The sequence below is a fragment of the Neoalteromonas facilis genome, assembly GCF_002807665.1.
Lineage (GTDB): Bacteria > Pseudomonadota > Gammaproteobacteria > Enterobacterales > Alteromonadaceae > Alteromonas_E > Alteromonas_E facilis.
This window is the reverse complement of sequence record NZ_PEAY01000008.1, coordinates 1-25,186: the sequence shown is the minus strand read 5'-3', so window position 1 is coordinate 25,186 and position 25,186 is coordinate 1. Positions and strand designations below refer to the sequence as shown.

Genomic DNA, 25,186 nt, shown 5'->3' with positions numbered 1-25,186 from the left:
ACTGTCATTAACGAAGCGTTAAACAATAAAAATAGATGCGGGAAGTAAAGAGCAATAAATGAAGCCCTCGTTACAGCTTAAATTCAGTCAACAACTTACAATGACACCTCAATTGCAGCAGGCAATTAAGTTGTTGCAACTGTCGACCTTAGATCTGCAAACTGAAATTCAAGAAGCGTTAGATTCAAACCCTCTGTTGGAACTTGAAGAAGGCCATGAACCGGATAGCAACAGCGATCTTCAAACCAATACAAAAGAAAAAGATGAATTATCCAGCTTAACCAGCGATGACTCTATCGAAAGTGGTGATGCGCTAGAAAAGAATGACCTGCCCGATGAACTGCCGATCGACAGCACTTGGGATGAATACTACAGTGCATCGTCTGCACCTGCTCCTATGTCATCGAGTAACGATGATGACCAAGTTTTTCAAGGTGAGACAACCGACAATATCCAAGACCATTTGCTGTGGCAGATGGACCTGACACCTTTCAGTGAGGTAGATAGGGCGATAGCGATTGCCATTATTGATTCGATCGATGAATCGGGCTATCTGACCTGTACTATCGAAGATATTCTCGCCAGTGTTAATGACGACGATATCAGTGAAGAGCAAATCGAAGAAGATGAAGTGCTATGTGTGCTTAAGCGCATACAAATGTTCGATCCCATCGGTTCAGGCTCCAGAACGCCGCAAGAATGTTTACTTGTGCAATTAAACCAGTTTGCGCCAGAGACGCCTTGGATTGAAGAAGCGAAACAGATATTAATCGAATTTTCTGATCTGATTAGCAGTAAAGATTACCGAACTTTAATGCGCAAAAGCAGACTAAAAGAAGACGAACTGCGTGAAGCATTACGTTTGTTGCAAACATTAAATCCGCGCCCAGGTAGTGCTCTGATCACGAAGGAACCAGAGTACGTTATTCCCGATGTTTCGGTGGCGAAAAAGAATGGACGCTGGCATGTGGAGTTGAATCCTGACAGTTTGCCCAAACTAAGTATTAATCAGCAGTATGCAGCGATGAGTCGAAATGCCCGAAACAGCAGTGATTCGCAGTTTATTCGTTCTCACATGCAAGAAGCGAAGTGGTTTATTAAAAGTTTGGAAAGTCGTAACGACACCTTGCTGAAAGTGGCAAACTGTATTGTGCAACAACAGATTGGTTTTTTTGAGCATGGCCCTGAAATGATGAAGCCAATGGTGTTGAATGATGTTGCTGAAATGGTAGACATGCACGAATCGACAATTTCTCGCGTGACAACACAGAAGTATATGCATACCCCTAGAGGGATTTTTGAATTGAAATACTTTTTCTCCAGTCACGTAGCCACCGATGGTGGTGGTGAGTGCTCGTCAACGGCCATTCGAGCACTGATTAAAAAACTCGTGGCGGCTGAGAAACCCAGCAAACCACTGAGTGATAGCAAGATTGCTCAATTGTTGGCGGACCAAGGTATACAAGTGGCCCGTCGGACAATAGCAAAATACCGTGAATCGCTAGCGATTCCCCCGTCAAATCAACGTAAGAGTTTATTGTAGAGCTCTAACAAGAAGGAAGACGATATATGCAAATTAACTTAACTGGTCATCACGTCGATATCACTGATTCTTTGCGTAATTATGTTGATACCAAGTTTTCAAAGTTAGAAAGGCACTTTGATCATATTTCCAATGTACACGTTATCTTAAATGTCGAAAAACTGAATCAGAAAGCAGAAGCCACGGTTCATCTCAGTGGTGCCGAGATCTTTGCTTCTTCTGAAGATACAGATATGTATGCAGCGATTGACAGCATGATTGATAAGCTTGATCGTCAGGTTATACGTCACAAGGAAAAGCTTAAAAAGCACTAAATGACGTACCGCTCCTAAGGAGCAAATAGGTATTTAGTATTCTATGAATCTTGAAACAATTCTGAGCACGAACCGCACGCAATGTGCGGTTCAGTGCAATAGCAAAAAGCGAATTTTAGAAATCATCAGTCAATTGGCTGCTGATAATATTCCCGACATTAAACAAGATACGGTGCTGGCGGCTCTGATGCAGAGAGAGCGTATGGGCAGCACAGGTATTGGCAACGGCATTGCTATCCCACATGGCAGACTTGCAGGTTTGCATAAGGTCATGGCGATCGTTGTTACCAGCGAACCGGCAATTGACTTTGATGCCATTGATGACAAGCCGGTTGATATTTTCTTCGCACTACTGGTACCGGAAGAGCAAGCTGAAGGGCACCTACAGACATTAGCGAGTGTTGCCGGCAAGCTGGCGGATAAAGATCGTGTGAAGCTTATTAGAAAAGCACAAACAAGTGATGAGATTCTTCAGGCATTGTCCTAGAATGGATATCACTCGACCAAGCTCAAAAACAAGACAACTCGTATGAAATTGATAATCGTCAGTGGACGCAGCGGTTCAGGTAAATCGATTGCGCTTCGCGCTTTGGAAGATTTGGGATATTACTGCGTAGACAACATACCCGTTAATCTTTTGCCTACGCTTACACATGCTGTCGTCGACGATTATGATCTGGTTGCCGTCAGCATTGATGTGCGTAACCTGCCCAAAGATCCGACTGAATTGGTCGAAATATTAAATTACTTGCCCGATGCATGGGACATGAACATCATTTATCTCGATGCCAGTGATGATGAACTCATAAAACGTTTCAGTGAAACGCGTAGATTGCACCCCTTGTCAAAAGAAAATCGCTCGCTAGCCGATGCCATCACGGCTGAGAAACAACTATTAGCACCTGTTGCTGAGCGCGCAGACTTATATCTAGACACCGATAAATTATCAGTGCACCAATTGGCGGAATTAATCAGAGAGCGAGTGCTGGGTAAAAAGAGTTCTCGTTTGGTTTTGGTGTTTGAAAGCTTTGGTTTTAAGTATGGTATCCCCAAGGATGCTGATTATGTTTTTGATGCACGCTTCTTACCGAATCCGCATTGGGAGCCAGACCTTAAACATCTAACAGGGTTAGATTCAGCAGTAGAGCAGTTTTTAGGTTCACAGCCAATCGTGACAAAGTTTGTCTGGCAGATTCAAAATTTGATATCTACTTGGTTACCGCATTTAGAGCGAAATAATCGCAGTTATGTAACCGTAGCCATTGGCTGTACCGGCGGGCAGCATCGTTCGGTTTATGTCACTGAATGTTTGGCTAAAACCTTCCAAGATATTCATCCCGATGTGCAAATTCGCCACCGTGAATTAAATCGCTAAGGAATCGACATGGCGAGAGTAGAGCAACAAGTCACGATTGTGAATAAACTAGGACTGCATGCTAGAGCAGCGACGCAGCTAGTCACCTTAGCCAATCAATTTGACGCCTCAATAACGTTACACAAAGATGATAAAAGTGCTGATGCAAACAGCGTACTCGGACTGATGATGTTAGAGAGTCATCAAGGCGAAACGGTCACAATCGTGTGTGAAGGCGAAGATGCGGAAGCCGCTTTTGTTGCCATTAAAGATCTCATCGATGGTAAGTTTAATGAGCAAGAGTAATATTTTTTTCGCGCATTAACCTATGTAATTGGAATTACTATTCAAATTCCCATAGTTGATCTATCCTAAACAAGAGACCGGAGACGTTCGCGGCACTCTCAACGGAACTACTAGTGCACTTATTCAGTTTTTAGCTTTAACTAAATAACGCGTGAGGTGGTTCATTTCATGGCAGCCAGTTGTTTGTACAATACGCTTAACAAGGCGTGGCGCTTTCTACTGCTGTGCACAGCAATTGTCATTAAGCCATCATTAGTACTTGCCAATCCCTTTTTCTTTGATGTCGAGCGTTACTCCATAAAATCAGGTCTGCCTGATAGCACCGTGTTTAGCATTGCTAGAGATCAGCAAGGCTATCTATGGTTGGGTACGCCAAATGGTTTATCCCGTTTTAATGGCATTATTTTCGATAACTTTTCCGACCGCGACCCGCAAGGAACAGAAGTTGCGACGCGCAACAACAGCAATATCTTCATTGATAGCCGACAACGGATCTGGGTTGGAACTTGGGGTTTTGGTGTTTATGTTTACGACAATCAGCTCCGTCTAGAACATCATTTTGCAACAACATCAGAGCCTAGCCAGCGAATTAATAGTGACATGGTACAAGTTTTCTTTGAGGATAGTTCAGGGAGAGTTTGGATTGGCACCAATGGTGGCGGGGCATCGATGTTCGATCCTGTCTCCCAGCAGATCACAACCTTTGTTCACAGTGCAAGTGATAAGGCCACAATTAGTCATAATCGTGTCTGGCATTTCGCCGAGGAAACCGATGGCAGCATTTGGTTGGCGACTGGGTTTGGTTTGGACCGAATTAGGGTTAACAATGACGTTGAGGTTACTCGATATAACACGATCCTCCCGCGCGATAGTTTATTGTATCAACAGCGCGTCAGGCGGTTGTTAGTTACACCTAGAGGCGAATTCTGGGTTGGTACGGAAAGTGGTATCTGTGAATTCACACAATCGCGTGAGCGATGCGAAATGGTAGAGAGCTTTAACACCACCAATCAAACCGATACGCGCGTTACGAGCTTGGTGAGAGGGCATAACGATCAATTGTGGATAGGCACTCTATCAGGACTGTATCTATTTGATGTGGTGAAGCGGGAGTTTGTGCCCCTTGTGAATGGCGGTCGCACCGCATTGCTGCCACATGATGACATTCGCGATATTCTCTTTGACGAAAATGGTGTGCTTTGGGTTGCCTCCCGTCCATCAGGGCTCATCAAAATTTCTTTTATCGGTGAATCCATTACAGGGTTCAAAGAGTTTGGGCATCCTGATGATGTGGCGCAGCCGATTGGGCGAGTCCATGCGCTTCTTGAGGATTCCAAACGAAATCTATGGATAGGGTCGACGCAGGGGTTGTTAAAAATGGCACCCGACGATAGTAGGCCCAAAATGGTTGATCCTGATATTGGCTTAGTTATCGCCATGATTGAAGACAAGGGGGGACACTTATGGGTAGCCAGTAATAAAGGGTTGTTCCGACGGCCGCTGTATTCCAACTCGTTTGAAGATATGCAAAGCACGTTTCCTTCGGAGCAACGTTACTTGGTTGAATCCCTGTACCAAAGCACCGATGGCTACATATGGATTGGGACATCGCACAATGGGCTTTTTGTGTTTGATGGCAGAACGACACAGCCCGTCTATCTGGAAGAGCATGTGCCACAATTGCCTGAATCCGCTGTTTCAGCTATTGCAGAAGATCAGCATAACTTTGTCACCATTGGGGTGATGGGCGTTGGGGTTGTCCGGTTTCGTTTAGACAGTGAAAAGCATTTGCATTACCGGGCAGGTGGTGACGGCGATCTCAACAGTAGCAATATTGTTGATATCACGTTGGACAATGACAGTACACTTTGGGTCGCAACAGATAATAAGCTGAATGAACTGGACGATATTTCTAATACATTTCGCTATTTCCCCCAAGATGAGCGACTCGCTAATCTCGCTGTGAAGCGTGTGCTGGCTGACAAAAATAATAATATATGGTTTAGCACGGCAAACGGTATCTATCAGCTCAATGTCCAACGCACTGCGCTTGAACATTATACAACCAAGCATGGCTTGCACGGCGCTCAGTTTGTAATGAAGTCTGGTTTTTCCGGGAACGATGGCGATCTGTATTTTGGTGGTATTAGCGGATTCTCTCGCATAAGAACATCGGCCTTATCAGATACCCAAGTCGAATCAAAAATTATGATAAGTCATGTGACCATTGATGAAGATGACATATTATTTTCATCAAATGCAGAACAAAGTGATTATATTTATCCGCATTCAGTCAAGGATATTACCTTCCAGTTTGCCGACCTAAATTTACTCTCAAACATTAACGCGGAATACTCATATCGACTACTAGGCCATAAGGACAACTGGTTCGAGCCTTCTGAACAATCTCGCGTCAGTTACTCTGGTTTATCGCCGGGGGATTATGAGTTTCAGGTTATGAGTGTGGGGAAAGGCATTAGCGGCGAAAACGTTGCCTCCTTTGCGTTTACTATCGAGCGACCTTGGTGGCTCAGTGTGACCGCCCTTGTGAGCTATGTGTTGGTAATGGTCGCTCTTTTTGGCGCGTGGAGTCGATGGCGGTTAGCGGCACTACAAGCTAGCAATGAATTACTTGAGCAAGAAGTTAAGCGGCGCAGTGAGGCGCTGATTAATGCGGAAACAAAGCTAATTGAGTCTGAGAAGAATGCGTCTCTAACGTCACTTGTTGTGGGCGTGGCGCATGAGATCAATACGCCGGTTGGTATAGCGGTTACAGCGTCGTCTTTGATCCATGATGACAGCGAAGCGTTAATTCGACAATTTCAGCAAAACAGCATCACCCGTACGCATTTTGAGCGGACACTCAGAAGCATCGTTGAAGGGGCTTCTCTGATATCGACCAATTTGGAAAAAGCCGGTAATTTGATTAACAGCTTTAAGAACTTATCAACCGATCAAATTTCACAAACCAAACGCGCTATCAATTTGTCAAACTACTTGCATGAAGTGATGATCAATTTAGCCCCAACTCTGGAACGAGCGGGTGTGAAGTGGTCTATTCGTTGTGATAAATCTTTGTTAGTGACAACCTACCCCGGGGCGATCGCCCAGTTAATTACCCAGTTTGCGCTCAACGCCATAGAGCATGCATTTGATGGTATAGCATCACCTGAGGTTGCGATTGAAGTGCTAACGCAAGGGAACACGGTGCAATTGCAATTTAGTGACAATGGCATTGGCGTAAGTGATGAAATGAAAGAAAAAGTTTTTAAACCATTCTTCACTACGCGTCGGCAAGCTGGAAATATAGGGCTTGGTTTACAGATTGTGGCGAATGTTGTCACAATTCGTCTTGGGGGGAGTATTCAAATACTGGATAACCGCCCGAGGGGAACATTATTCGTGTGTGAATTTGCCGCCAATATTGATGAAGAGGCGCCCCGCTAGAGGCGCCTCGTCGACTACTAAACGCCGATATAGTCTAGAATGCCTTCAGCAGCCTTGCGGCCTTCATCAATTGCGGTGACCACAAGATCACTTCCTCTAACCATGTCTCCGCCTGAAAACACGTGAGGGTTAGAGGTTTGGAATGGGAACTGTCCATTCGCGGGAGCTCGAACGCGTCCTTTTTCATCTAAGATAATGCCAAAATCGGCAAACCAGCTGGCTGGACTGGGTTGGAAACCAAAGGCAATGATGACCGCATCAGCTTCCAGAATATGTTCTGAACCTTCAACTTCGACTGGACGGCGTCTTCCTTGCGCGTCTGCTGGGCCCATTTCAGTACGAACGACTTTAACGCCAATGGTGTTACCGTGTTCGTCAACCGCTATATCCAGTGGCTGTAAATTAAACTGGAATTCAACGCCTTCTTCTTTGGCGTTAACTACCTCGCGTCGAGAGCCTGGCATGCTGTCTTCATCACGGCGATATGCACAAGTAACCTTACTAGCGCCTTGACGAATAGAGGTGCGTACACAGTCCATCGTAGTATCACCACCACCGAGTACGACGACGTGTTTACCTTTCATATCAATAAATTCATCAGGGCTTTTTTCTAGCCCCATGAGGCGATTGATATTGGCAATTAAGAACGGCAGTGCTTTGTAAACGCCTGGCGCTTCTTCATTGTCGAAGCCACCTTCCATTGCTTTGTAAGTGCCCATGCCAAGGAACACTGCATCGTATTCATCGATCAGTTGTTGAAATGGAATGTCTTTGCCAATTTCAGTATTGAGGACAAACTCCACACCCATCTCGGTAAAGATTTCACGGCGCAACTTAACCACATCCTTTTCCAACTTGAAGGATGGGATACCAAACGTTAATAAACCGCCAATTTCAGGGTACTTGTCAAACACAATAGGCTTCACGCCGTTACGCACAAGGATGTCCGCACAGGCTAATCCAGCAGGACCTGCGCCAACAATAGCGACCTTTTTGTCGGTCCATGTAACACCCGACATATCGGGGCGCCAACCCATTTTAAACGCGGTGTCAGTGATGTATTTTTCAATACTGCCGATGGTGACGGCACCAAAGTCATCGTTAAGCGTACACGCGCCCTCGCAAAGTCTATCCTGAGGGCACACGCGTCCACAGACTTCGGGTAAGCTGTTGGTTTTGTGCGACAGCTCGGCAGCCTCTAAAATACGGCCTTCATTGGCTAAACTAAGCCATTGTGGAATGTAGTTGTGTACTGGACACTTCCACTCACAATAAGGGTTACCACAATCAAGACAACGATCGGCCTGACCTTCGGTTTGCGACTGGGTCAATGGTTGATATATCTCACCAAAGTCTTCTTTGCGCACCAGTATCGGCTTTTTCGGTGGATCAATTCTTTCGACGTCTACAAATTGATATACGTTTTTTGCCATATCTAATACTTCCTTACACTACTGCGCTTGCAATTGAAGTTCTGACGTCGAGCGGCTTATGTGCCCGAGTAGATTCTTCACATCACTGGTTTTCGGTTTAACAAGGCGGAACTTAGCCACTTCTTCGCTGAAGTTGGTTAACAGGTGAAGTGCATGTTCACTGCCTGTTTCCTCATAGTGTTGATCGATAAGACCACGCAAGTGTTCAGTTAGGATCCCTTTTTGCTCGACCGGAAGTGCTTCAACTAGTTCGCTGTTAAGACGCGCATTAATATCGTTATGAGCATCATATAAGTAGGCAAACCCACCGGTCATACCGGCGCCAAAGTTAACACCAATACTACCTAATACAGCAACAATCCCGCCGGTCATATATTCACAACCGTTGTCACCAATACCTTCCACAACCGCTATCGCGCCTGAATTTCGCACGCCAAAACGTTCGCCTGCACGACCCGCTGCGAAAAGCTTACCGCCGGTCGCACCGTATAAGCAGGTATTTCCCATAATGGCACTTTCAAATGGATTGAATTTGATACCGCGAGGAGGATTGATCACCAGCTTACCGCCGGCCATACCTTTACCGACATAGTCATTGGCGTCACCAATCAGGTGCATATGCACGCCTCCCGCATTCCACACACCAAAGCTTTGGCCACTGGTGCCGCGTAAGGTTATTTTTATGGGGGAATCCGATAGTCCGTCGTTGCCATAAACGCGCGCAATCGCACCCGATAGGGTTGCGCCCACACTGCGGTCGGTATTGCGAATAGCGTATTCTAGATTCACGCCGGAGCGTGTTTCGATCGCTTTTTGGCAATCGCTCAATATTTGTTGATTGAGCAGTCCTTTATCTAATGGCGCATTGGTTGTTTCAGAACAAAATAGGCGCGTATGTTCACCTGCCGATGGCTTGGCCAACAGGGGCTGTAAATCGAGCTTATTCTGCTTGGCAGTATGGCCATCAAGAACTTTTAAGAATTCGGTACGCCCGATCACATCATCGAGTTTAGTGACCCCCAGTTGAGCAAGGATCTCACGTACTTCTTGAGCGACAAATTTAAAGTAATTCATCACCATCTCAGGCAAGCCGATGAAATAGTTGTCACGTAACTTTTCATCTTGCGTCGCAACACCGGTCGCACAATTGTTTAGGTGACATATACGCAGGTACTTGCACCCTAACGCGACCATAGGACCAGTGCCGAAACCGAAACTTTCAGCACCTAAAATAGCCCCTTTGACAACGTCTAATCCGGTTTTCAAACCGCCGTCAGTTTGCACACGCACTTTATGCCGTAAGCCATTCTCGACGAGTGCTTGCTGCGACTCAGACAAGCCCAATTCAAAAGGACTGCCAGCGTACTTAACCGAAGTCAGTGGGCTTGCGCCTGTACCGCCGTCATAGCCTGATATTGTGATCAGATCTGCGTACGCCTTTGCTACGCCAGTGGCAATAGTGCCTACTCCTGGTTCAGATACCAACTTAACGGATATTAACGCGTCTGGATTGACCTGTTTTAAGTCAAAAATAAGCTGCGCTAAATCCTCAATAGAGTAAATGTCATGATGGGGTGGTGGCGAAATAAGCGTCACACCCGGCACGGAGTATCTTAGCTCTGCGATGTATTGATTGACTTTATCTCCAGGCAATTGGCCGCCTTCTCCCGGTTTTGCCCCTTGTGCAACTTTGATTTGGATAACGCTGGCATTTACCAAGTAATGGGGGGTAACGCCAAAGCGACCTGAAGCGACCTGTTTTATTCTTGAGTTTCGTTCGGTGTTGAAACGTGCGGGATCTTCACCGCCTTCGCCCGAGTTTGAATTGCCGCCCAAGCGGTTCATTGCAATCGCGAGTGCTTCATGTGCTTCAGGGCTTAATGCCCCAATAGACATCGCCGCTGAGTCAAAGCGAGGGTAAAGGTTTTCGGCTGGTTCTACGGTGTCAATATCAACAGGAGGAAGGTCGCTGGTTAACCCAAGTAGATCGCGCAAATGCGCCGGCGCTCTCTCATTTACTAGGCCAGAATACACCTTATAGTCTTCATAACTGCCGGTTTTAACCGCTTTTTGTAGAGACTGCACAACGTCCGGGTTGTAGGCATGGTATTCGCCATCATGAACATATTTGAGCAAACCGCCATGAGACAGCTTCTTACGTTTAAGCCATGCAATACGACTTAAGTTGAGCGTGTCTTGCTCAAAGTCTTCAAAACTTGCGCCTTGAATACGGCTGGTCACGCCTTTAAAGCACATGTCCATAACATTACGATTGATACCCACCGCTTCAAACAACTTGGAGCTTCGGTAGCTGGCGACAGTGCTGATGCCCATTTTCGACATGATCTTATAGAGGCCTTTATTGATCCCTTTGCGGTAATTCAATACGGCTTCTAGCACCGGTATATTGAATTCCTCAAACTCCGCCATTTGCTCAATGGTCTCATAGGCAAGGAACGGATAAATGGCTGTGGCACCCAATCCAATCAGCACGGCAAAATGGTGGGGGTCGCGTGCACTGGCGGTTTCAACGACGATATTCGCATCACAACGTAATTGCTTTGCAACGAGACGCTGGTGCACCGCGCCTACAGCCATGGCTGCAGGGATAGGAATACGGTTTGGCTTAATGTGTCTGTCGGACAAGATCACAAACGCCGCATGTTTCTGTTTTACAAGGTATTCGACTTCGCCGCAAACGCGTTCTATCGCTTGTCTTAAGCCTTCTTCAGGAGCGTAGTTAAGGTCGACAATTTCAGAGTAATAGTGCTCTGGGTTAAATTCCCGTAGCTGTTTTAAATCCGTATACATCAGTACCGGTGATTCAAACAGAACCCGATCAGCATAACCGCTGGTTTCGCTGAACACGTTTTGCTCTCGGCCAATACAGGTCGCCAATGACATAACGTGGTTTTCACGTAACGAATCAATCGGTGGGTTCGTGACTTGCGCAAATTGTTGCCGGAAATAGTCATATAACGTGCGGTGTTTGGAAGACATGACGGCCATTGGCGTGTCATCTCCCATCGAGCCTACGGCTTCTTGACCATCTTTCGCGAGAACCTTAATAACCTGCTGGATTTCTTCATAACTGTAATTGAACAGTTTGTGATAGGTCGCAATCGCTTCATCATCAAAAACACGCTTACCGATTAGCCCTGAATCCATTTGTTCAATGGGGGTTAAGCGGCGAATATGTTTGTTAAGCCATTCTTGATAAGGATGACGGCCTTTAAGGTCTTCATCGATTTCATTTGAGCGCATGATCTTGCCGGTATAAGTATCGACCGCGAGCATTTCGCCGGGACCTACACGGCCTTTCTCTAACACCGACTCTGGGGCGTAATCCCAAATACCGACTTCAGAGGCAAGCGTAATAAAACCATCATCAGTGATGACATAGCGTGCAGGGCGTAAACCGTTTCTATCAAGATTACAGGCAACGTGACGCCCGTTGGTTAATACGATGCCCGCAGGACCATCCCAAGGCTCCATATGCATTGAGTTAAACTCGTAAAAAGCGCGCAGCTCTGGATCCATGGTTTTGTTGTTTTGATAGGCCGGCGGCACCAACAAGCGCATGGCACGGAATAAATCCATCCCGCCCGCAAGAAACAGTTCAAGCATGTTATCCAATGAACTTGAGTCTGAGCCCTCTGTATTAACGAAAGGCGCAGCATCATTTAAGTCTGGAATGAGTGGAGTAGCAAATTTGGCCGTACGCGCTCTGGCCCAGTCACGGTTACCCTTAATGGTATTGATTTCACCGTTGTGAGCGAGGAAGCGAAATGGTTGAGCAAGTGGCCACTTTGGCAGGGTATTGGTTGAAAAACGCTGGTGGAAAACGCAAATTGCACTTTCCATACGCGGATCGGCCAAATCCAAATAGAACTTTGGCAAATCACACGGCATAACCAAGCCTTTATAGATGGTAACCAATGCAGATAAACAGGCGACGTAAAAATCGGGATCATCGACAAGTTGTTTTTCAACGCGACGGCGCACCATAAATAAGCGTCTTTCTAAATCACGCTTACGCCAGCCCGGAGGAGCATTCACAAATACTTGCTCAATATGTGGCACACCGGTTTTCGCCAGATCACCTAGTACACTGTGATCAACTGGCACAACTCGCCAGCCGACAACGGCCAGCGTTTCTTTAATCAGTTCTTGTTCAATAACGCTACGGGCTTTTGCTTGCTTGTCGGCATCTTGGCTGAAGAAGATAGTGCCAACACCGTATTTTTTGCTTAGTCGCCAATCATTGTCTTTCGCGATAGCTTGGAAAAAGGAGTCAGGCTTCTGTAATAAAAGGCCGCAACCGTCTCCCGTTTTCCCATCCGCAGCGATACCGCCGCGGTGTTGCATGCGATCAAGACCTTCAATGGCCGTGGTTATTAAGCGATGACTGGCTTCACCTTCAACGTGAGCGATAAGGCCAAAACCACAGTTATCCCGTGAGTCAGCAGGATTATATAAACTCATTCCTAAACTCCTATTGCTGTTCCTTGCGTATATCAGGCAATGCAAGGTGGCAGATACAGCGAAACACCACAGCACACTATTGGACACTACTCCAAATATAGTGGCTGAGGCTCAACTGCGTGCTTATTATTTCGTAACTGTCGTTGTTCTTATGAGGATACAGGCCCTACCGATCCGCATTTTTATTCATTTTTATTATTTGCGGACGAAACAAAATACCCGTGTCAGCCATGAAAATCAATTGGAGATTCTCAAATACACGGCTTATAGTCTGTTTTGTTTATTAATCATTATTAATAACAATGGGTTATTGCTATTTTTAAACAGTTGCTACTGCAACTAATTTAGCTTGAATTGGTGAAAATTTAGACCGGTAAAATCTCTATTAACAAACTGTTTACAAACTTGTGGTGAATTTCAAATTTGTTTTTAATTGTGAATAAATATTCACTTTGGGTAGGTTTATTCAAATATTTATTCTTTTGGTCAACAGCGCTGTTGTCACTCACTATGACCACGCCTTTCTACTGCGCAAATATTTCCAGCATGACGGTAAAAACAACAATTCACAGACGAATATTGCACAACTTAGCGATCAAACTGCTAATATGCGTGCATCGTTAATCGGCAACATTAACCGACATGCAAGAAGAATCACCAAAAGATGCCTGGGCCATTCGTTTTGCCCAATTTGTAGAGCGTATTGGCACCATTAAATTAAGTGTACTTTTCGTCTTAGCCAGCCTCGCTTTTACTCTCGGCGGCTCGTATATCATTCGCGTGAGCTTAAATAGTTCAATAGAGCCAGATGACTTTATTAGTGCCATTATTCTTACCATGTTAAGTGCGCCGTGGGTGCTCTATTTCTTCAGCGAGTTGGTTAAACACTTAGAGCATTCCAGAACCCACTTGAAAGAGTTAGTAGAGCAAATGGAAAAGTTACGCGAAGAAGATGTATTTCTTAATCGCGAGCTGCAACACAATATCCGCAAATTGAATCACGAAATTGAGCAACGCAAAGCAGCTCAGTTAGAACGTGAAAGTGTATTCGTAGAATTGGAAAAAGAGATCAAAGATAAGTCAGAGCAAGAATTACAAGCTCGCCGCTTATCTACGCTATTGCGCTCTATTATAGATGCGTCGCCGGATTTGATTTACTACCGCAACGAAGAGGGACGTTTTGCTGGCTGTAACCGAGTTGCAGAACAACTCACCGGCAAAACCCAAGATGAATTGCTTGGCTTAACGCCTCACGATGTTTACGAAGAAGATCTCGCACGACAGGTTGTCGCCAGTGATCATGAAGTACTTGAGAGTAATGCGAGTATTACCGAAGAACTGTGGCTGCGTTTCGCCGATGGTCGCCATCGCTATTTCGAAATGCGTAAAGTGCCGTTTTTCGATAACGACGGCAACCGTTTGGGCCTGCTGGCATTTGGTCGCGACATGACCGAGCGTAAACAAGCCGAGAGCAAGGCGGCGAAAGCCAGTAAGGATAAAACACGTTTTATCGCGACAATCAGCCATGAACTGCGTACACCATTGAACGGGATTGTGGGTTTGAGTCGCATGTTGCGTGACACTGAATTGAGTAAAGAGCAGTTCAACTGGGTCAGTACTATCTACGCCAGCGCCATTACGTTAGGCAATATTTTTAACGACATTATTGATCTCGACAGATTAGACCGCGATAAACTTGAACTGTCGCTAAAGACGGTTTCGCTGCATGAATTCACTGATGAGTTAGGCAGTATCATTCGGTTACTCGCCGCTGATAAAGGTTTAGATTTTGTGTGGGATATCGTGGAACCTTTGCCTTCGCTTATTGAAGTGGATGGCACGCGGTTAAGGCAAGTATTATGGAACATCATGTTCAACGCAGTAAAATTCACCCCTCGTGGACAGGTCAGCTTAACGGTATCTGCCACACGACCAGAAGAAGGTGTGTCACTAGTTAAATTTGTGGTGAAAGATACGGGCGTCGGAATACCGCAAGAAGAGCTCGATAAGATCTTTGCGATGTATTATCAAGTTGACCACCCCGATCACCAAACCGCAACAGGAACCGGTATTGGCTTAGCCATTTGTAAGCAAATGGTTGATTTAATGAAAGGTAAAATCACTGTTAGCTCAGAAGTAGGTAAGGGCTCTCGCTTTGAAGTTGAGTTGCCAGTGGCAATCTCCACGCGTCCTGTGCAATTAGAATCGTTAAAAGTAAATAACCTCAAAATCCTGCTGGTTGAAGACATCGAGTTGAATGTTATGGTCGCCAAAGCCTTACTTGAAAAGTTAGGTCAGCATGTGGATGTTGCGATGACCGGGCAAGAAGCGATAGATAAAGCGCGCGCGAATACTTATGACCTTATATTGTTGGATATTCAATTGCCTGATATGAATGGTTTTGAAGTCGCTAAAACCCTGCATGATGAAGATTTGGTGATGCAAACGCCCATCGTAGCGTTAACCGCAAACGTGATTAAAAAGCGTGAAGAATATCTGGAAAACGGCATGGACGACATCATTGCCAAGCCATTGAAGAAAAGCCGGGTTATTGAAGTCTTTAATGCGCTGTTTGACTATTCACCGTCGGCTCCACAAAAAGAATCAGCGCCAGCCAAACCCAGCAAAGATCTGGGCAACGTATTGGATCTCGACTTGTTGCAAATGTTGGTTGATACCATTGGTGAAGACATGGTTAGAACCAGTGTGAAAGTCTTTCAGGAGAAAATGCCTGAGTACATGGAAATTTTGCAATTAAGTTTGAGTGCGGACGAAAAGTCTGAAGTGTGTGCGCAAGCTCACAAAATCAAAGGCGCTGCAGGTTCTGTTGGTTTAGCGCGCGTTCAGCGCATTGCCAATCAAATCCAACAAGGCGACCATCCAGCATGGTGGCAGAATGTTCAGGACTGGGTTGAAGAATTACAGGAAGCCGTGCAGAAAGATATGGTGATGCTTACTGATTGGCTGAACGAGCAGACGATCGAGGATTAACGCCTGAAGCTCAAAAAGCGTTCTGAGCAATAGTGTTCTGACTTCTTAAAGGCTATTGCTCAGCTTCCTAACTCAAGGAGTCGATAAGCGACGTATGACTGTCAGTTCAATCGGTGGATTTAAATCACTGATTCGGCGTTTTGGTGTTTAGCACCTTGCTTGATTGTTCACTCAGTCGTCTAACAGCCATGTTTTACAAAAGATTTTCTAGTGGTAATCCGTTGTTGAGAGTTGAGTTTCTAAAGGATTATCGTTAGATTACCCGCATGAAATACATTTCAACGCCTACATCATCATTCTTCTGGTGGCGCTCTGTTTAGAGCGGCACGGAATTCTTACATTCTTAAGCTGCTGGACGGTAGCTAAGACTGTAATTTCTTTTTGTATCTCCAGTAGCGATCTATTTTAACTAGGAGATACACCCATGAACACAAAGCAAAATGCTGAAAAAGCAGAGGTTATTTTGACCGGCGATAGGGCAACAGGCCCATTACATCTCGGTCATTATGTTGGTTCTTTGAAGCAACGCGTAGCTTTACAAACAATTCACGAGCAGACCGTTCTTGTCGCTGATATGCAGGGGCTTACCGATAATGCTCACAATCCGAAAAAGGTATCATCCAACATTTTAAATGTTGTTGCTGATTACCTTGCTGTTGGTATCGATCCATCGGAAACAACGATTTGCCTTCAATCACAACTTCCCGCCCTTGCAGAGTTGACGATGTATTACAGTAATCTGGTTACCATCAGTCGGTTAGAACGCAACCCGACGGTTAAAAGTGAAATCCAAAACAAAGGATTGGAACGATCCATCCCCGCCGGCTTTTTAACATACCCCATATCTCAAGCTGCTGATATTACAGGCTTTAATGCTTCTCTGGTGCCTGTTGGGGAAGACCAGTTCCCGATGCTTGAACAAACCAATGAGATAGTAAGAAAGGTCAACTCGTTAGCAGGACGTACAGTTCTGAATGAGTGCAGGCCGATGCTGAGTAATGCATCGCGGCTTCCGAGTACGGATGGAAAAAGTAAGATGTCTAAGTCAATGGGCAACACCATTAACCTAGGAGCGACTGAAAAGGAGATCTCTGCTGCGGTAAAATCAATGTATACCGATCCAAATCACCTGAGGGTTGACGACCCCGGTAAAATCGAAGGAAATGTTGTCTTTACCTATCTTGATGCTTTTCATCCTGATGATGGCTATATCCGTCAATTAAAAGAGCATTATCAGCGTGGAGGTCTTGGTGACGGTACAACGAAAAAAGTGCTGGAAGAGTGTTTGCAGGACATGCTTCGACCAATAAGAGAGAAGAGAGCAGAGTTTCTCAATGATAAAGCTCAGCTAGTGGATGTTTTGATCAAGGGAAGCCAAATCTCAAGAGAAAAGACAGCGCAAGTACTGCTTAATGTTAAAGATGTTTTTGGTTTGAATGTGTTTTGAATTGCTTGCGTTCAACAGCTAGTTTCTAGAGGTTCTGTGCCGAATCTCTAGTAGCCGTTGCTATAAATGGATTCGGTTTAAACCACGCAAGTACAGTCGAAACGATCTGGTTATGGCAAATGCGCGCTCCACTGTAAGACTCGACGTTTTTGCTTAGAGTGTAAAACAATTCCATGATTCTAGAAATATTGTTGACAGTGCGTATTCTTCCGCATATAGTGCCGCACTATGAAAATAGATAAAGCAGCAGCTCAGCTCGCTGAGTTAGGACATGTTACTCGATTGGAAATCTATCGTACCTTAGTCAAGGCCGGTAGTGCTGGTTTGCCTGTGTCCGCTATTCAAGAGAAGTTGTCAGTGCCTGCTTCCACACTTTCCCACCACATATCTCGGTTGGTGAGAGTGGGCCTATTAACACAGACCAGAGAGGGTCGAGTGCTTCGTTGTAACGCACAATATAAGGAATTAGATAATCTAGTCGCTTTTCTTACGGAAGAATGCTGCAAAGAAGGTGATTAGTTTTTTTTGGATTTTATATTTCGATATATCTAGAATTATGGTTTTAAATGGTGGTTTTATGAATGTGTCAAACCAATTCGAGGAAGCGTTGAGCTTCTTCATAAGTACCTTAGCCGAGCTGGCAGTTTTATTTGTGCTGATCAGTTTTGTTGTCAGCATCGTCAATTACTTTTTACCGGCTCAAAAGGTTAAGCAGTTATTGTCTGGCAATAAAGGCTATACAACTGCAATTTCGCTCGGAGCGGTCACGCCGTTTTGTAGCTGCTCGACAATTCCAATGCTTATTGGACTGTTAAAAGCAAAAGCTCAATTTGGACCTGTGATGGCCTTTTTGTTTACTTCACCGTTGATAAATCCATTTATTGTGAGTTTGTTTTGGGTGACCTTTGGCATAAAAGTTACTCTAATTTATTCCTTTTTTGCCATCGGCATGGCCGCGCTGGCCGGCAATGTGTTACAGCATCTTCGTTTCGATAAGTATGTAAAACAGGAGCTATTTGATAATGCCGACACGTGCCAAGGAGCTTCTTGTGGTGATGTGGTGAAAAAAGAAGAGGCGAATATTCAGCCGTCATCTTGCTGTACTCCAACGCCAAGCAAAAACAAAGCTAGGGTATTCAAGCAACTCAGTATGGAAACCTTTACTCAGTTAAGGTCCATGTTGCCTTACATGATCCTAGGTGTGGCTGTAGGTGCAGCCTTACATGGGTTTGTCCCAACGGCGTTTTTCTCCGCTCTAACAACCTTCAGTGTTGTTGTCCTTATCCCACTGTCTGCACTGATTGGCGTTTTTCTCTATGTCAGAGCGTCGACGATGTTACCGATAGCTGCTTCTTTGGTCGGTAAAGGCATGAGTTTGGGGTCAGTCATGTCGCTTACTATTGCCGGCGCGGGAGCGAGCTTACCCGAAATGATCATGTTAAAGCGGCTATTCCACTGGCAGTTACTCGGTGCTTTTGTTTTTACCGTTTTCGCAACTGCATGTATCAGTGGCTTTGTGATTGAGCTTCTGGTCTAGGGGAATAATGATGAGAATTAATAGTGAATTTTGTGGTGGTGCTATTGAGGTGGTGCAAGCAGAGATCGCCAGCAATATTAAGCTGAAGATCCCTAAAGACAATCAATCGTGTACTCGGCAATGGTTTTATTTCTCATTAGAAACCAGCCAACCAACAGCTCACCATATTGCGCTCCTGAATGCAGGGCAAGTGAGTTTTCAGAATGCTTGGGATGGTTATGAGGTATTCGTCTCCTACGACAATGAACATTGGTTCACTGTAGCTACTAGGTTCGATGGTGAGTCACTTTCCATTGAGCACGATGCAACATCAACGACGACTTATTACGCGTATTTTGTTCCTTATCCACTGAATCGCCAGGCGCAGCAGGAAAAGCGATTGTTAGAGCAATCGCATATCCATATGAATAGTTTGGTTACTACTGCCAGTGGCAATAACCTTAATTTGCTTACTATTGGAGACATTGCACCGCACAAAAAGAATGTGTGGTTAATCGCGCGGCAGCATCCAGGCGAGTCGATGGCACAGTGGATATCGGAGGGAATTACACATGCTCTGAGCAACAAGGGGCAATTTGCGTCACTCTTCGACGTTGCGAATGTGTTCGTGGTCATGAACATGAACCCCGATGGGAGCCAAATAGGCAATCATAGAACCAACGCGCTAGGTAAGAACCTAAATCGGTGTTGGTCAGAGCCCTCTGTTGAGTCGTGTCCCGAAGTATTTGCTGTCCAACAAGCGATGAGCGAATATGGAGTAGATTTCTTCGTTGATATTCATGGAGACGAATCAATACCGTATAACTTCATTATGTCGTTTGGTTCAGGTGATGAGGGCGAGGTCTTTAAACAGCGCTTGGCCAAGCTCGAACCTCACTTTCAGTTGGCGTATGACTATGCGACCTACGCCAATTCATGCACAAGTGGCTGTGGTACATCTAGCTGTAGCCAAGGTAAAACCGCCACTACTTATGTTGCGCAAGCGTTTGATGCGGTGTCTTTGTTGTTAGAAGCGTCATTCAAGCCACTACAGAATAGACCGCAAGGCGAAGCTTGGGATCACCACGCGTGCCGTGAGCTCGGTCAAAACTTGGTGCAATCTCTTGCTGATCACTTCAAACGCAATAGCAATTGAAATAGTTTGCTTTGGTGAGAGTAACCTAGCCTGTACTGGTGACGACATCAGCTTCACAAATGATGGATTATGATGCGTTTATCGCACAACAGGCTCTAGCTCCATGCCAAGCCCAAAAGGCTACACGCAAAACCTGTTTGAATAGGCAATATCGAACCCTAAAACCTCCACTATAAAAGTCGCAAAAGGAAAGACAACGTGACAATGCATTCACCAGTCAACATTCTTAAGTGTTTATTATTAATAGGCTTTCTATTAACTTCGAGTACAGAAAGTAGGGCTTCTGTTTATGACGAAAATCTGCAAGAAAATGAGCCTGCTTTGCTTGTCGATGCGGTCAGTGAGCTATTGGAAGCAAAGTATGTATTTCCTGATGTATCGAAACAAATCCGCAACGTTCTAACCACTAAACTGCAAGAAGGGGCATACAATAGGTTCGACAACGCGAAAGAATTAGCACAGCAATTTACGCATGATATTCAGTCCGTAAGTCATGACCGCCATCTTAGAGTCTATTTTGATCCTCAACGCGTCGAACAACTCAGGGCGCAGGAGTTTCAAATCATTGACCCTGAATTAGAAAAGAAAGAAAAGTTAAATAGACGTGCTAAAAACCATGGTTTCAGGCAAGTCTCAATCTTAGATGGAAATGTTGGTTACATTGATCTTCGGCGTTTTGATTTCCCCGAAGATGCTAAAAGTGCAGCCATAGCAGCAATGTCATTTGTTGAAAACACTGACAGTCTTATTTTTGATGTGCGAAACAATGGTGGCGGCTCACCTTCGATGGTCCAGTTTCTAATAAGCTACTTGTTGGATGAGGAGCCGGTTCACTTGAACGATATCTATAAACGGGAATTAGACTCTATTAAGCAGTATTGGAGTTTGCCCATGGTGCCTGGAAAAAGACGGCCAGATATTGACGTCTTCGTACTAACCAGCAGAAGTTCGTTTTCCGCAGCTGAAGACTTCGCATACACCCTCAAGCATTTACAGCGTGCAACCATCATTGGTGAAACTACAGGTGGTGGAGCCCACCCTGGCGGCCGGGAAATCGCGAACGATAGATTTTTGGTTTGGGTCCCTACGGCCCGTTCTATAAACCCGATTACGGGAAGTAATTGGGAGGCGGTAGGTGTTAAGCCGCATATAGAGCAGGATGCTGATACAGCACTTCAGACCGCACATATCATGGCTTTAGAAGCGCAAATAGCTCAAGGTAGAGGCGATAACGCTATAAACGAGTGGTATTTAGGCTTAATAAAAGCGAAATCTAAAAGACCGGCGATTGCTGAAAATTTGCTGCAGCAATACGCTGGGCAGTATGGTGTAAGAACACTTACTTATGAGAGTGGCGAACTATACTATCAGCGCAATGGGAATAAAAAATATCCATTGTTCCCTATCAATGAACAGTTGTTTGGGCTTGAAGGAAAGGATGATTTCCGCATTAAAATAATCACTGAAAATGGCAAAGTGGTCGCTATTCAAGGGGTTTCCGATGATGGAAGGTATAGTCAGAATGCGCGAAGTAGTGATTAATCACCGAATCACTAGCATAACGGCGTGAAAACCCCTTGATCAATTAGCCTTTCACATTGTGGGTCCACTCATTTGGAGTGACCCTCAAAAGGCCATTTAGATTGCATCAATCGGCGCAAAACTATACTCTACGCTCCCTAATTGTTATCGGCGTTCGACCCGATTAAGAACACTTTAACTATGAGAAGAGCATGAGGATCTTATCGCTATTCACACTCCTAGTGTGTTTTACGCTAAACGGTTTATTCCTAGATAATACTGTTCACGCCTCTTCACTATTTGAACACCCTATTTATCATTCTCCGCTCAAAAATACGGTAGGCGTCGATGGAGATATCGTGTCGCTTGCAGAAGATGGCCAAGGGTTTATCTGGTTTGTCTCAGACAATGGCCTGTGGCGGTGGGATTCGCACACAGCGGTTCGCGCGTCATTCGATGCGGATGCCGATGAAAACCCAAGCCCACAGATACAACGCGTTCATGCTGATCATCAAGGGCAATTGTGGGTTGGCACGAGTAGGGGGTTGTATACGCTTAAGGCCGGAACTCGTCAATTGATACCCGTGATCGACGGTACCTCGTCGCACTTATCTGTGCAGGAAATTTCGACGACAGAGCAAACCGTGTTCATTGCTACAGACCGTGAGCTCTATCAATACTCGCATGAGCAAAACTCACTGCAGGCATTAGTGTTGCCTTTTGATGCGAGGATCCATGCGCTTTTTGTCAAGGATGGCACACTTTGGGTTGGTACAGGGAAAGGGCTGCTGCAACTCGATGTTACAACCTCTAGCGCAGCGTTAGTTGCAGCTGAAGGATTCCCGCCAAATGTTCGGATCAGCGCTATTACCTCAAGCGATCCTCAATCTTTATTGGTAGGTACGGCAAGTCAGGGGCTCTTTGAGCAAACCAAGCGAGGCAGCTTTGAGCACATTAGTTTGGCGAGCGGCTCGCAGCCGTGGATTTATTCCATCACTCAAGTGGATAGTTCAACAGTTCTGCTTGGCACATTTGGCAAAGGCTTGATTAAGCTTGATTTGAATACAAAATCATTCAGACAGTCGCGCTTTAATGCACTACATCCGTCTGGTTTGGCGCACGACAATGTATGGGCATTGATGACCGATTCTCGCGGTTTGGTATGGATGGGCGTTAATACGGCATTGCAGTTGTACGACATCAGGAATAAAGGTATTAAACGCATTTTAGGCGGGTTAGGAACTGATACTGGTCTGGCGAAGCGTCAAGTCAATTCTGTGCGGGCAATAGGTAGTAATTTAATTGTTGGAACTGGCAGTAGTGGTGTAGAGCGATTGTTACCGACAACGGGTCAGAGCGTTCAATTATGGGATGATGGCAGTGATCCTATCGAAACCCTAGTCGCATCAGGTGACGCTAGCGTGTTTGCGTCTAGTAATTTTAGCTCTGTAATGGTTAACACAGACTCTGGCGAACATCGGCCGGTAGAAATTCCAGGTCGCCCTGTCGCCAAATATTCAAGTGCATTTGCGCAAACGGGTGATACGGTTTGGGTGGGGGGGACCGATGGTTTATGGGCGTTTAATACGACAAGCCAAACGGCTAGAAACCTACTTTCGACGGCACCTCATGAAAGGCGGGTTGCATCGTTGTTGGCGACTGACGATAGATTGTGGGTGGGCACTTGGCGTGGGTTATATGCGGTTGAACTTCCAATCACTGCCAAAACCGTTGTCGAGCCAGCCCCCAATGCGCCAGCATTATTGAACGAGCAATTTGTCGCAACCTTGTTTATCGACAGCCAGTCTCAAGTATGGGTAGGTACGAGTGACGCTGGTTTATTCGTTTATCGTGGTGCCCAAGGTTGGCAACATATCGATGTCAGCGTTGACCAATCGGGTGGCAGGGTGGAAGCGATAGCGGGTGAAACCCAGGGTTATGTATTTGCCAGTACGTCTAAGAACATTATCGCGGTTAACATAGACACGCTAGATGTCGAATATGTCGTTGATGAGGCTAGTGCCATCAATCGACCATTCCGCCGAGGCGCTGGGACGAAAACGCTAGAAGGGGTGATGGTATTTGGTGGCGCAAATGGCCTCACGCTAATTGATGCAGATAGTCTTGCGATGGCGCCTGCAGCAGTGCCAATCATACTGACCAATGTGAATATCAGCACAGATGAACAAGCACACCAGTCACTATCATTACTAATCCAAGGCATCCCCTTACCGGCTTTAGTTAAACGCGTATCAATTGAGTTTACAGCGCTGGATTATTTGTCCCCCAAAAAGTTGAAATATCGCTACCGACTGAAAGGCTTTGATAACAACTGGTCAATAACAGATGCAGAGCATCGGGTAGCAACCTTTACGCAATTATCACCGGGTGCCTATACATTTGAAGTTCAGTATTCCGATGATGGCTTAACTTGGCAGGAAAACGGGCTTGAAAGACGATTAATGATACCGCCTGCATGGCATCAAACATGGTTGGCTAAGGGCATTGGGCTTATTCTAATCATCATGGCTGCTTTGTTTGTGCATAGGTTCTTGGTCAAACAGCTAAGACAACGTCAGTTGATACTCGAGCAGCGTGTCGCTGATCGTACTGCTGAATTGGTAAAAGCCAATAAAACCCTGAACCAACAGGCTGAAGCATTGCGAGAGGCGAGTTTGACGGATGCATTGACGGGGTTACACAATCGCCGCTTTTTATCACAACATATTGAGCGAGATATCGCTAAGTTAGATCGTTACTATGCGGATTGTACAAAGAATGATATTCAGCCTGATAACAGTGCCGATATATTATTTTTCTTAATCGACATCGATCACTTTAAGTCCATCAATGACACCTATGGGCATCAAATTGGTGATCAAGTTCTCATAGAAACCAGCAACCGCTTGAGACGAGTGTTTAGAGAAATTGACTATCTTATTCGCTGGGGCGGAGAAGAGTTTCTTGTTGTAGTGCACAACACATCTCGTCATGAGGCGACGATCCTTGCTGAACGTGTCATCGACGCGATTGGAGGCGAACGTTACCCTATTAAAGGTGGTGAAGTAAAAAGTGTAACGTGTTCCATCGGCTATAGTGCTTATCCACTGGCGCAGCATGACTATCTCGCTCTCAATTGGGAAGATACGATTGGTGTTGCTGATGCAGCATTATATGCGGCAAAGAATAACAATCGTGATACATGGATAGGTGTTACCGCGTTGACGCGTGACGCAGATGCCGATGTATTAACGCGAATTCAACAAGACCAAACGCTTGTCTTTGGATATGCAAAAATAGAAAAACGCATGAAATAAATGTGTCTTTATGATTGCCGAATCGATGACATTAGAAACAAAAAAGGGCTCCCGAAGGAGCCCTTTTGTTTGGTGTCGTTAGGTCACCAATATGAGTTCTTAGATACGCTCAGCTAGAACAGACGCTACTGGGTTAGCAGCAAGGCCTTGCTCAGTGATCCACGCCTGAAGTGTTTTACCGTCAGCTTCTGGCTCGTTTAACGCGCTCTTAGGCATTTTCTTCACTAACAACTCACCGGCTTCAACCGCGTTGTTAAGGATAGCCGTACGGATAAGGCTGTTACCGCCACAAGAAACACCTGTGTAGTAGTCAGATAAACGAAGGTTGTAATCAGACTGAACCATTTTCATTTTCT

16 protein-coding genes are annotated in these 25,186 nt (G+C 45.4%); 13 read left to right on the top strand and 3 right to left on the bottom strand.

The features are described 5' to 3' along the window. Window positions 1-58: 58 nt before the first annotated feature. The 6 genes from CSH93_RS16725 (at window position 59) to CSH93_RS16700 (ending at window position 6,964) form a co-directional block, all read left to right on the top strand. A complete protein-coding gene (locus CSH93_RS16725; RefSeq protein WP_100644516.1) occupies window positions 59-1,543 on the top strand; it encodes an RNA polymerase factor sigma-54 in 1,485 nt (494 codons plus the stop codon). Between the two features lie 26 nt (window positions 1,544-1,569). Continuing rightward, window positions 1,570-1,857 carry a ribosome hibernation promoting factor gene (hpf, locus tag CSH93_RS16720; RefSeq protein WP_100644515.1) on the top strand — a complete coding sequence of 96 codons (288 nt, stop codon included), beginning with the start codon at window positions 1,570-1,572 and terminating at the stop codon, window positions 1,855-1,857. A gap of 43 nt (window positions 1,858-1,900) precedes the next feature. After that, on the top strand, window positions 1,901-2,344 hold the full coding sequence (gene ptsN / locus CSH93_RS16715) for a PTS IIA-like nitrogen regulatory protein PtsN (RefSeq protein ID WP_100644514.1): 444 nt from the start codon (window positions 1,901-1,903) through the stop codon (window positions 2,342-2,344). 42 nt (window positions 2,345-2,386) lie between these two features. Continuing rightward, window positions 2,387-3,232 carry an RNase adapter RapZ gene (gene rapZ, locus CSH93_RS16710; protein WP_100644513.1) on the top strand — a complete coding sequence of 282 codons (846 nt, stop codon included), beginning with the start codon at window positions 2,387-2,389 and terminating at the stop codon, window positions 3,230-3,232. A gap of 9 nt (window positions 3,233-3,241) precedes the next feature. Further along, window positions 3,242-3,517: an HPr family phosphocarrier protein gene (locus tag CSH93_RS16705; RefSeq protein WP_100644512.1), complete on the top strand. Its 276-nt coding sequence runs from the start codon at window positions 3,242-3,244 to the stop codon at window positions 3,515-3,517. Between the two features lie 168 nt (window positions 3,518-3,685). Further along, window positions 3,686-6,964: a ligand-binding sensor domain-containing protein gene (locus tag CSH93_RS16700; RefSeq protein ID WP_100644511.1), complete on the top strand. Its 3,279-nt coding sequence runs from the start codon at window positions 3,686-3,688 to the stop codon at window positions 6,962-6,964. Window positions 6,965-6,981: 17 nt separating this feature from the next. Here CSH93_RS16700 and CSH93_RS16695 read toward each other — a convergent pair whose 3' ends face one another. Beyond that, entirely contained in the window at window positions 6,982-8,397 is a 1,416-nt protein-coding gene (locus CSH93_RS16695; protein ID WP_100644510.1) for an FAD-dependent oxidoreductase, read from the bottom strand. 18 nt (window positions 8,398-8,415) lie between these two features. Then, window positions 8,416-12,882 (bottom strand): glutamate synthase large subunit, encoded by a 4,467-nt coding sequence (gene gltB / locus CSH93_RS16690; protein WP_100644509.1) that lies wholly within the window; start codon window positions 12,880-12,882, stop codon window positions 8,416-8,418. A gap of 642 nt (window positions 12,883-13,524) precedes the next feature. Between gltB and arcB the strand changes: the two genes are divergently transcribed. The 7 genes from arcB to CSH93_RS16655 all read left to right on the top strand — a co-directional run bounded on the left by arcB (window position 13,525) and on the right by CSH93_RS16655 (window position 24,830). Next, window positions 13,525-15,873 (top strand): aerobic respiration two-component sensor histidine kinase ArcB, encoded by a 2,349-nt coding sequence (arcB, locus tag CSH93_RS16685; protein WP_100644508.1) that lies wholly within the window; start codon window positions 13,525-13,527, stop codon window positions 15,871-15,873. Window positions 15,874-16,297: 424 nt separating this feature from the next. Next, window positions 16,298-17,320 carry a tryptophan--tRNA ligase gene (gene trpS, locus CSH93_RS16680; protein ID WP_100644507.1) on the top strand — a complete coding sequence of 341 codons (1,023 nt, stop codon included), beginning with the start codon at window positions 16,298-16,300 and terminating at the stop codon, window positions 17,318-17,320. Between the two features lie 228 nt (window positions 17,321-17,548). After that, window positions 17,549-17,839 (top strand): ArsR/SmtB family transcription factor, encoded by a 291-nt coding sequence (locus tag CSH93_RS16675; protein ID WP_100644506.1) that lies wholly within the window; start codon window positions 17,549-17,551, stop codon window positions 17,837-17,839. A gap of 58 nt (window positions 17,840-17,897) precedes the next feature. Beyond that, complete coding sequence (locus CSH93_RS16670; RefSeq protein WP_240615640.1) at window positions 17,898-18,857, top strand: permease; 960 nt, start codon at window positions 17,898-17,900, stop codon at window positions 18,855-18,857. Between the two features lie 7 nt (window positions 18,858-18,864). Continuing rightward, window positions 18,865-19,992, top strand: coding sequence for a M14 family metallopeptidase (locus tag CSH93_RS16665; RefSeq protein ID WP_100644505.1), 1,128 nt, complete (start codon window positions 18,865-18,867; stop codon window positions 19,990-19,992). Window positions 19,993-20,196: 204 nt separating this feature from the next. Further along, on the top strand, window positions 20,197-21,534 hold the full coding sequence (locus tag CSH93_RS16660) for a S41 family peptidase (RefSeq protein WP_100644504.1): 1,338 nt from the start codon (window positions 20,197-20,199) through the stop codon (window positions 21,532-21,534). Between the two features lie 191 nt (window positions 21,535-21,725). Further along, a complete protein-coding gene (locus CSH93_RS16655; RefSeq protein WP_100644503.1) occupies window positions 21,726-24,830 on the top strand; it encodes a ligand-binding sensor domain-containing diguanylate cyclase in 3,105 nt (1,034 codons plus the stop codon). Between the two features lie 99 nt (window positions 24,831-24,929). On the opposite strand, the gene CSH93_RS16650 is transcribed toward CSH93_RS16655, so the two are convergent. Next, window positions 24,930-25,186, bottom strand: a 257-nt coding sequence (locus tag CSH93_RS16650; RefSeq protein WP_124748995.1) for a DUF3718 domain-containing protein, incomplete at its 5' end; no start/stop codon positions are given.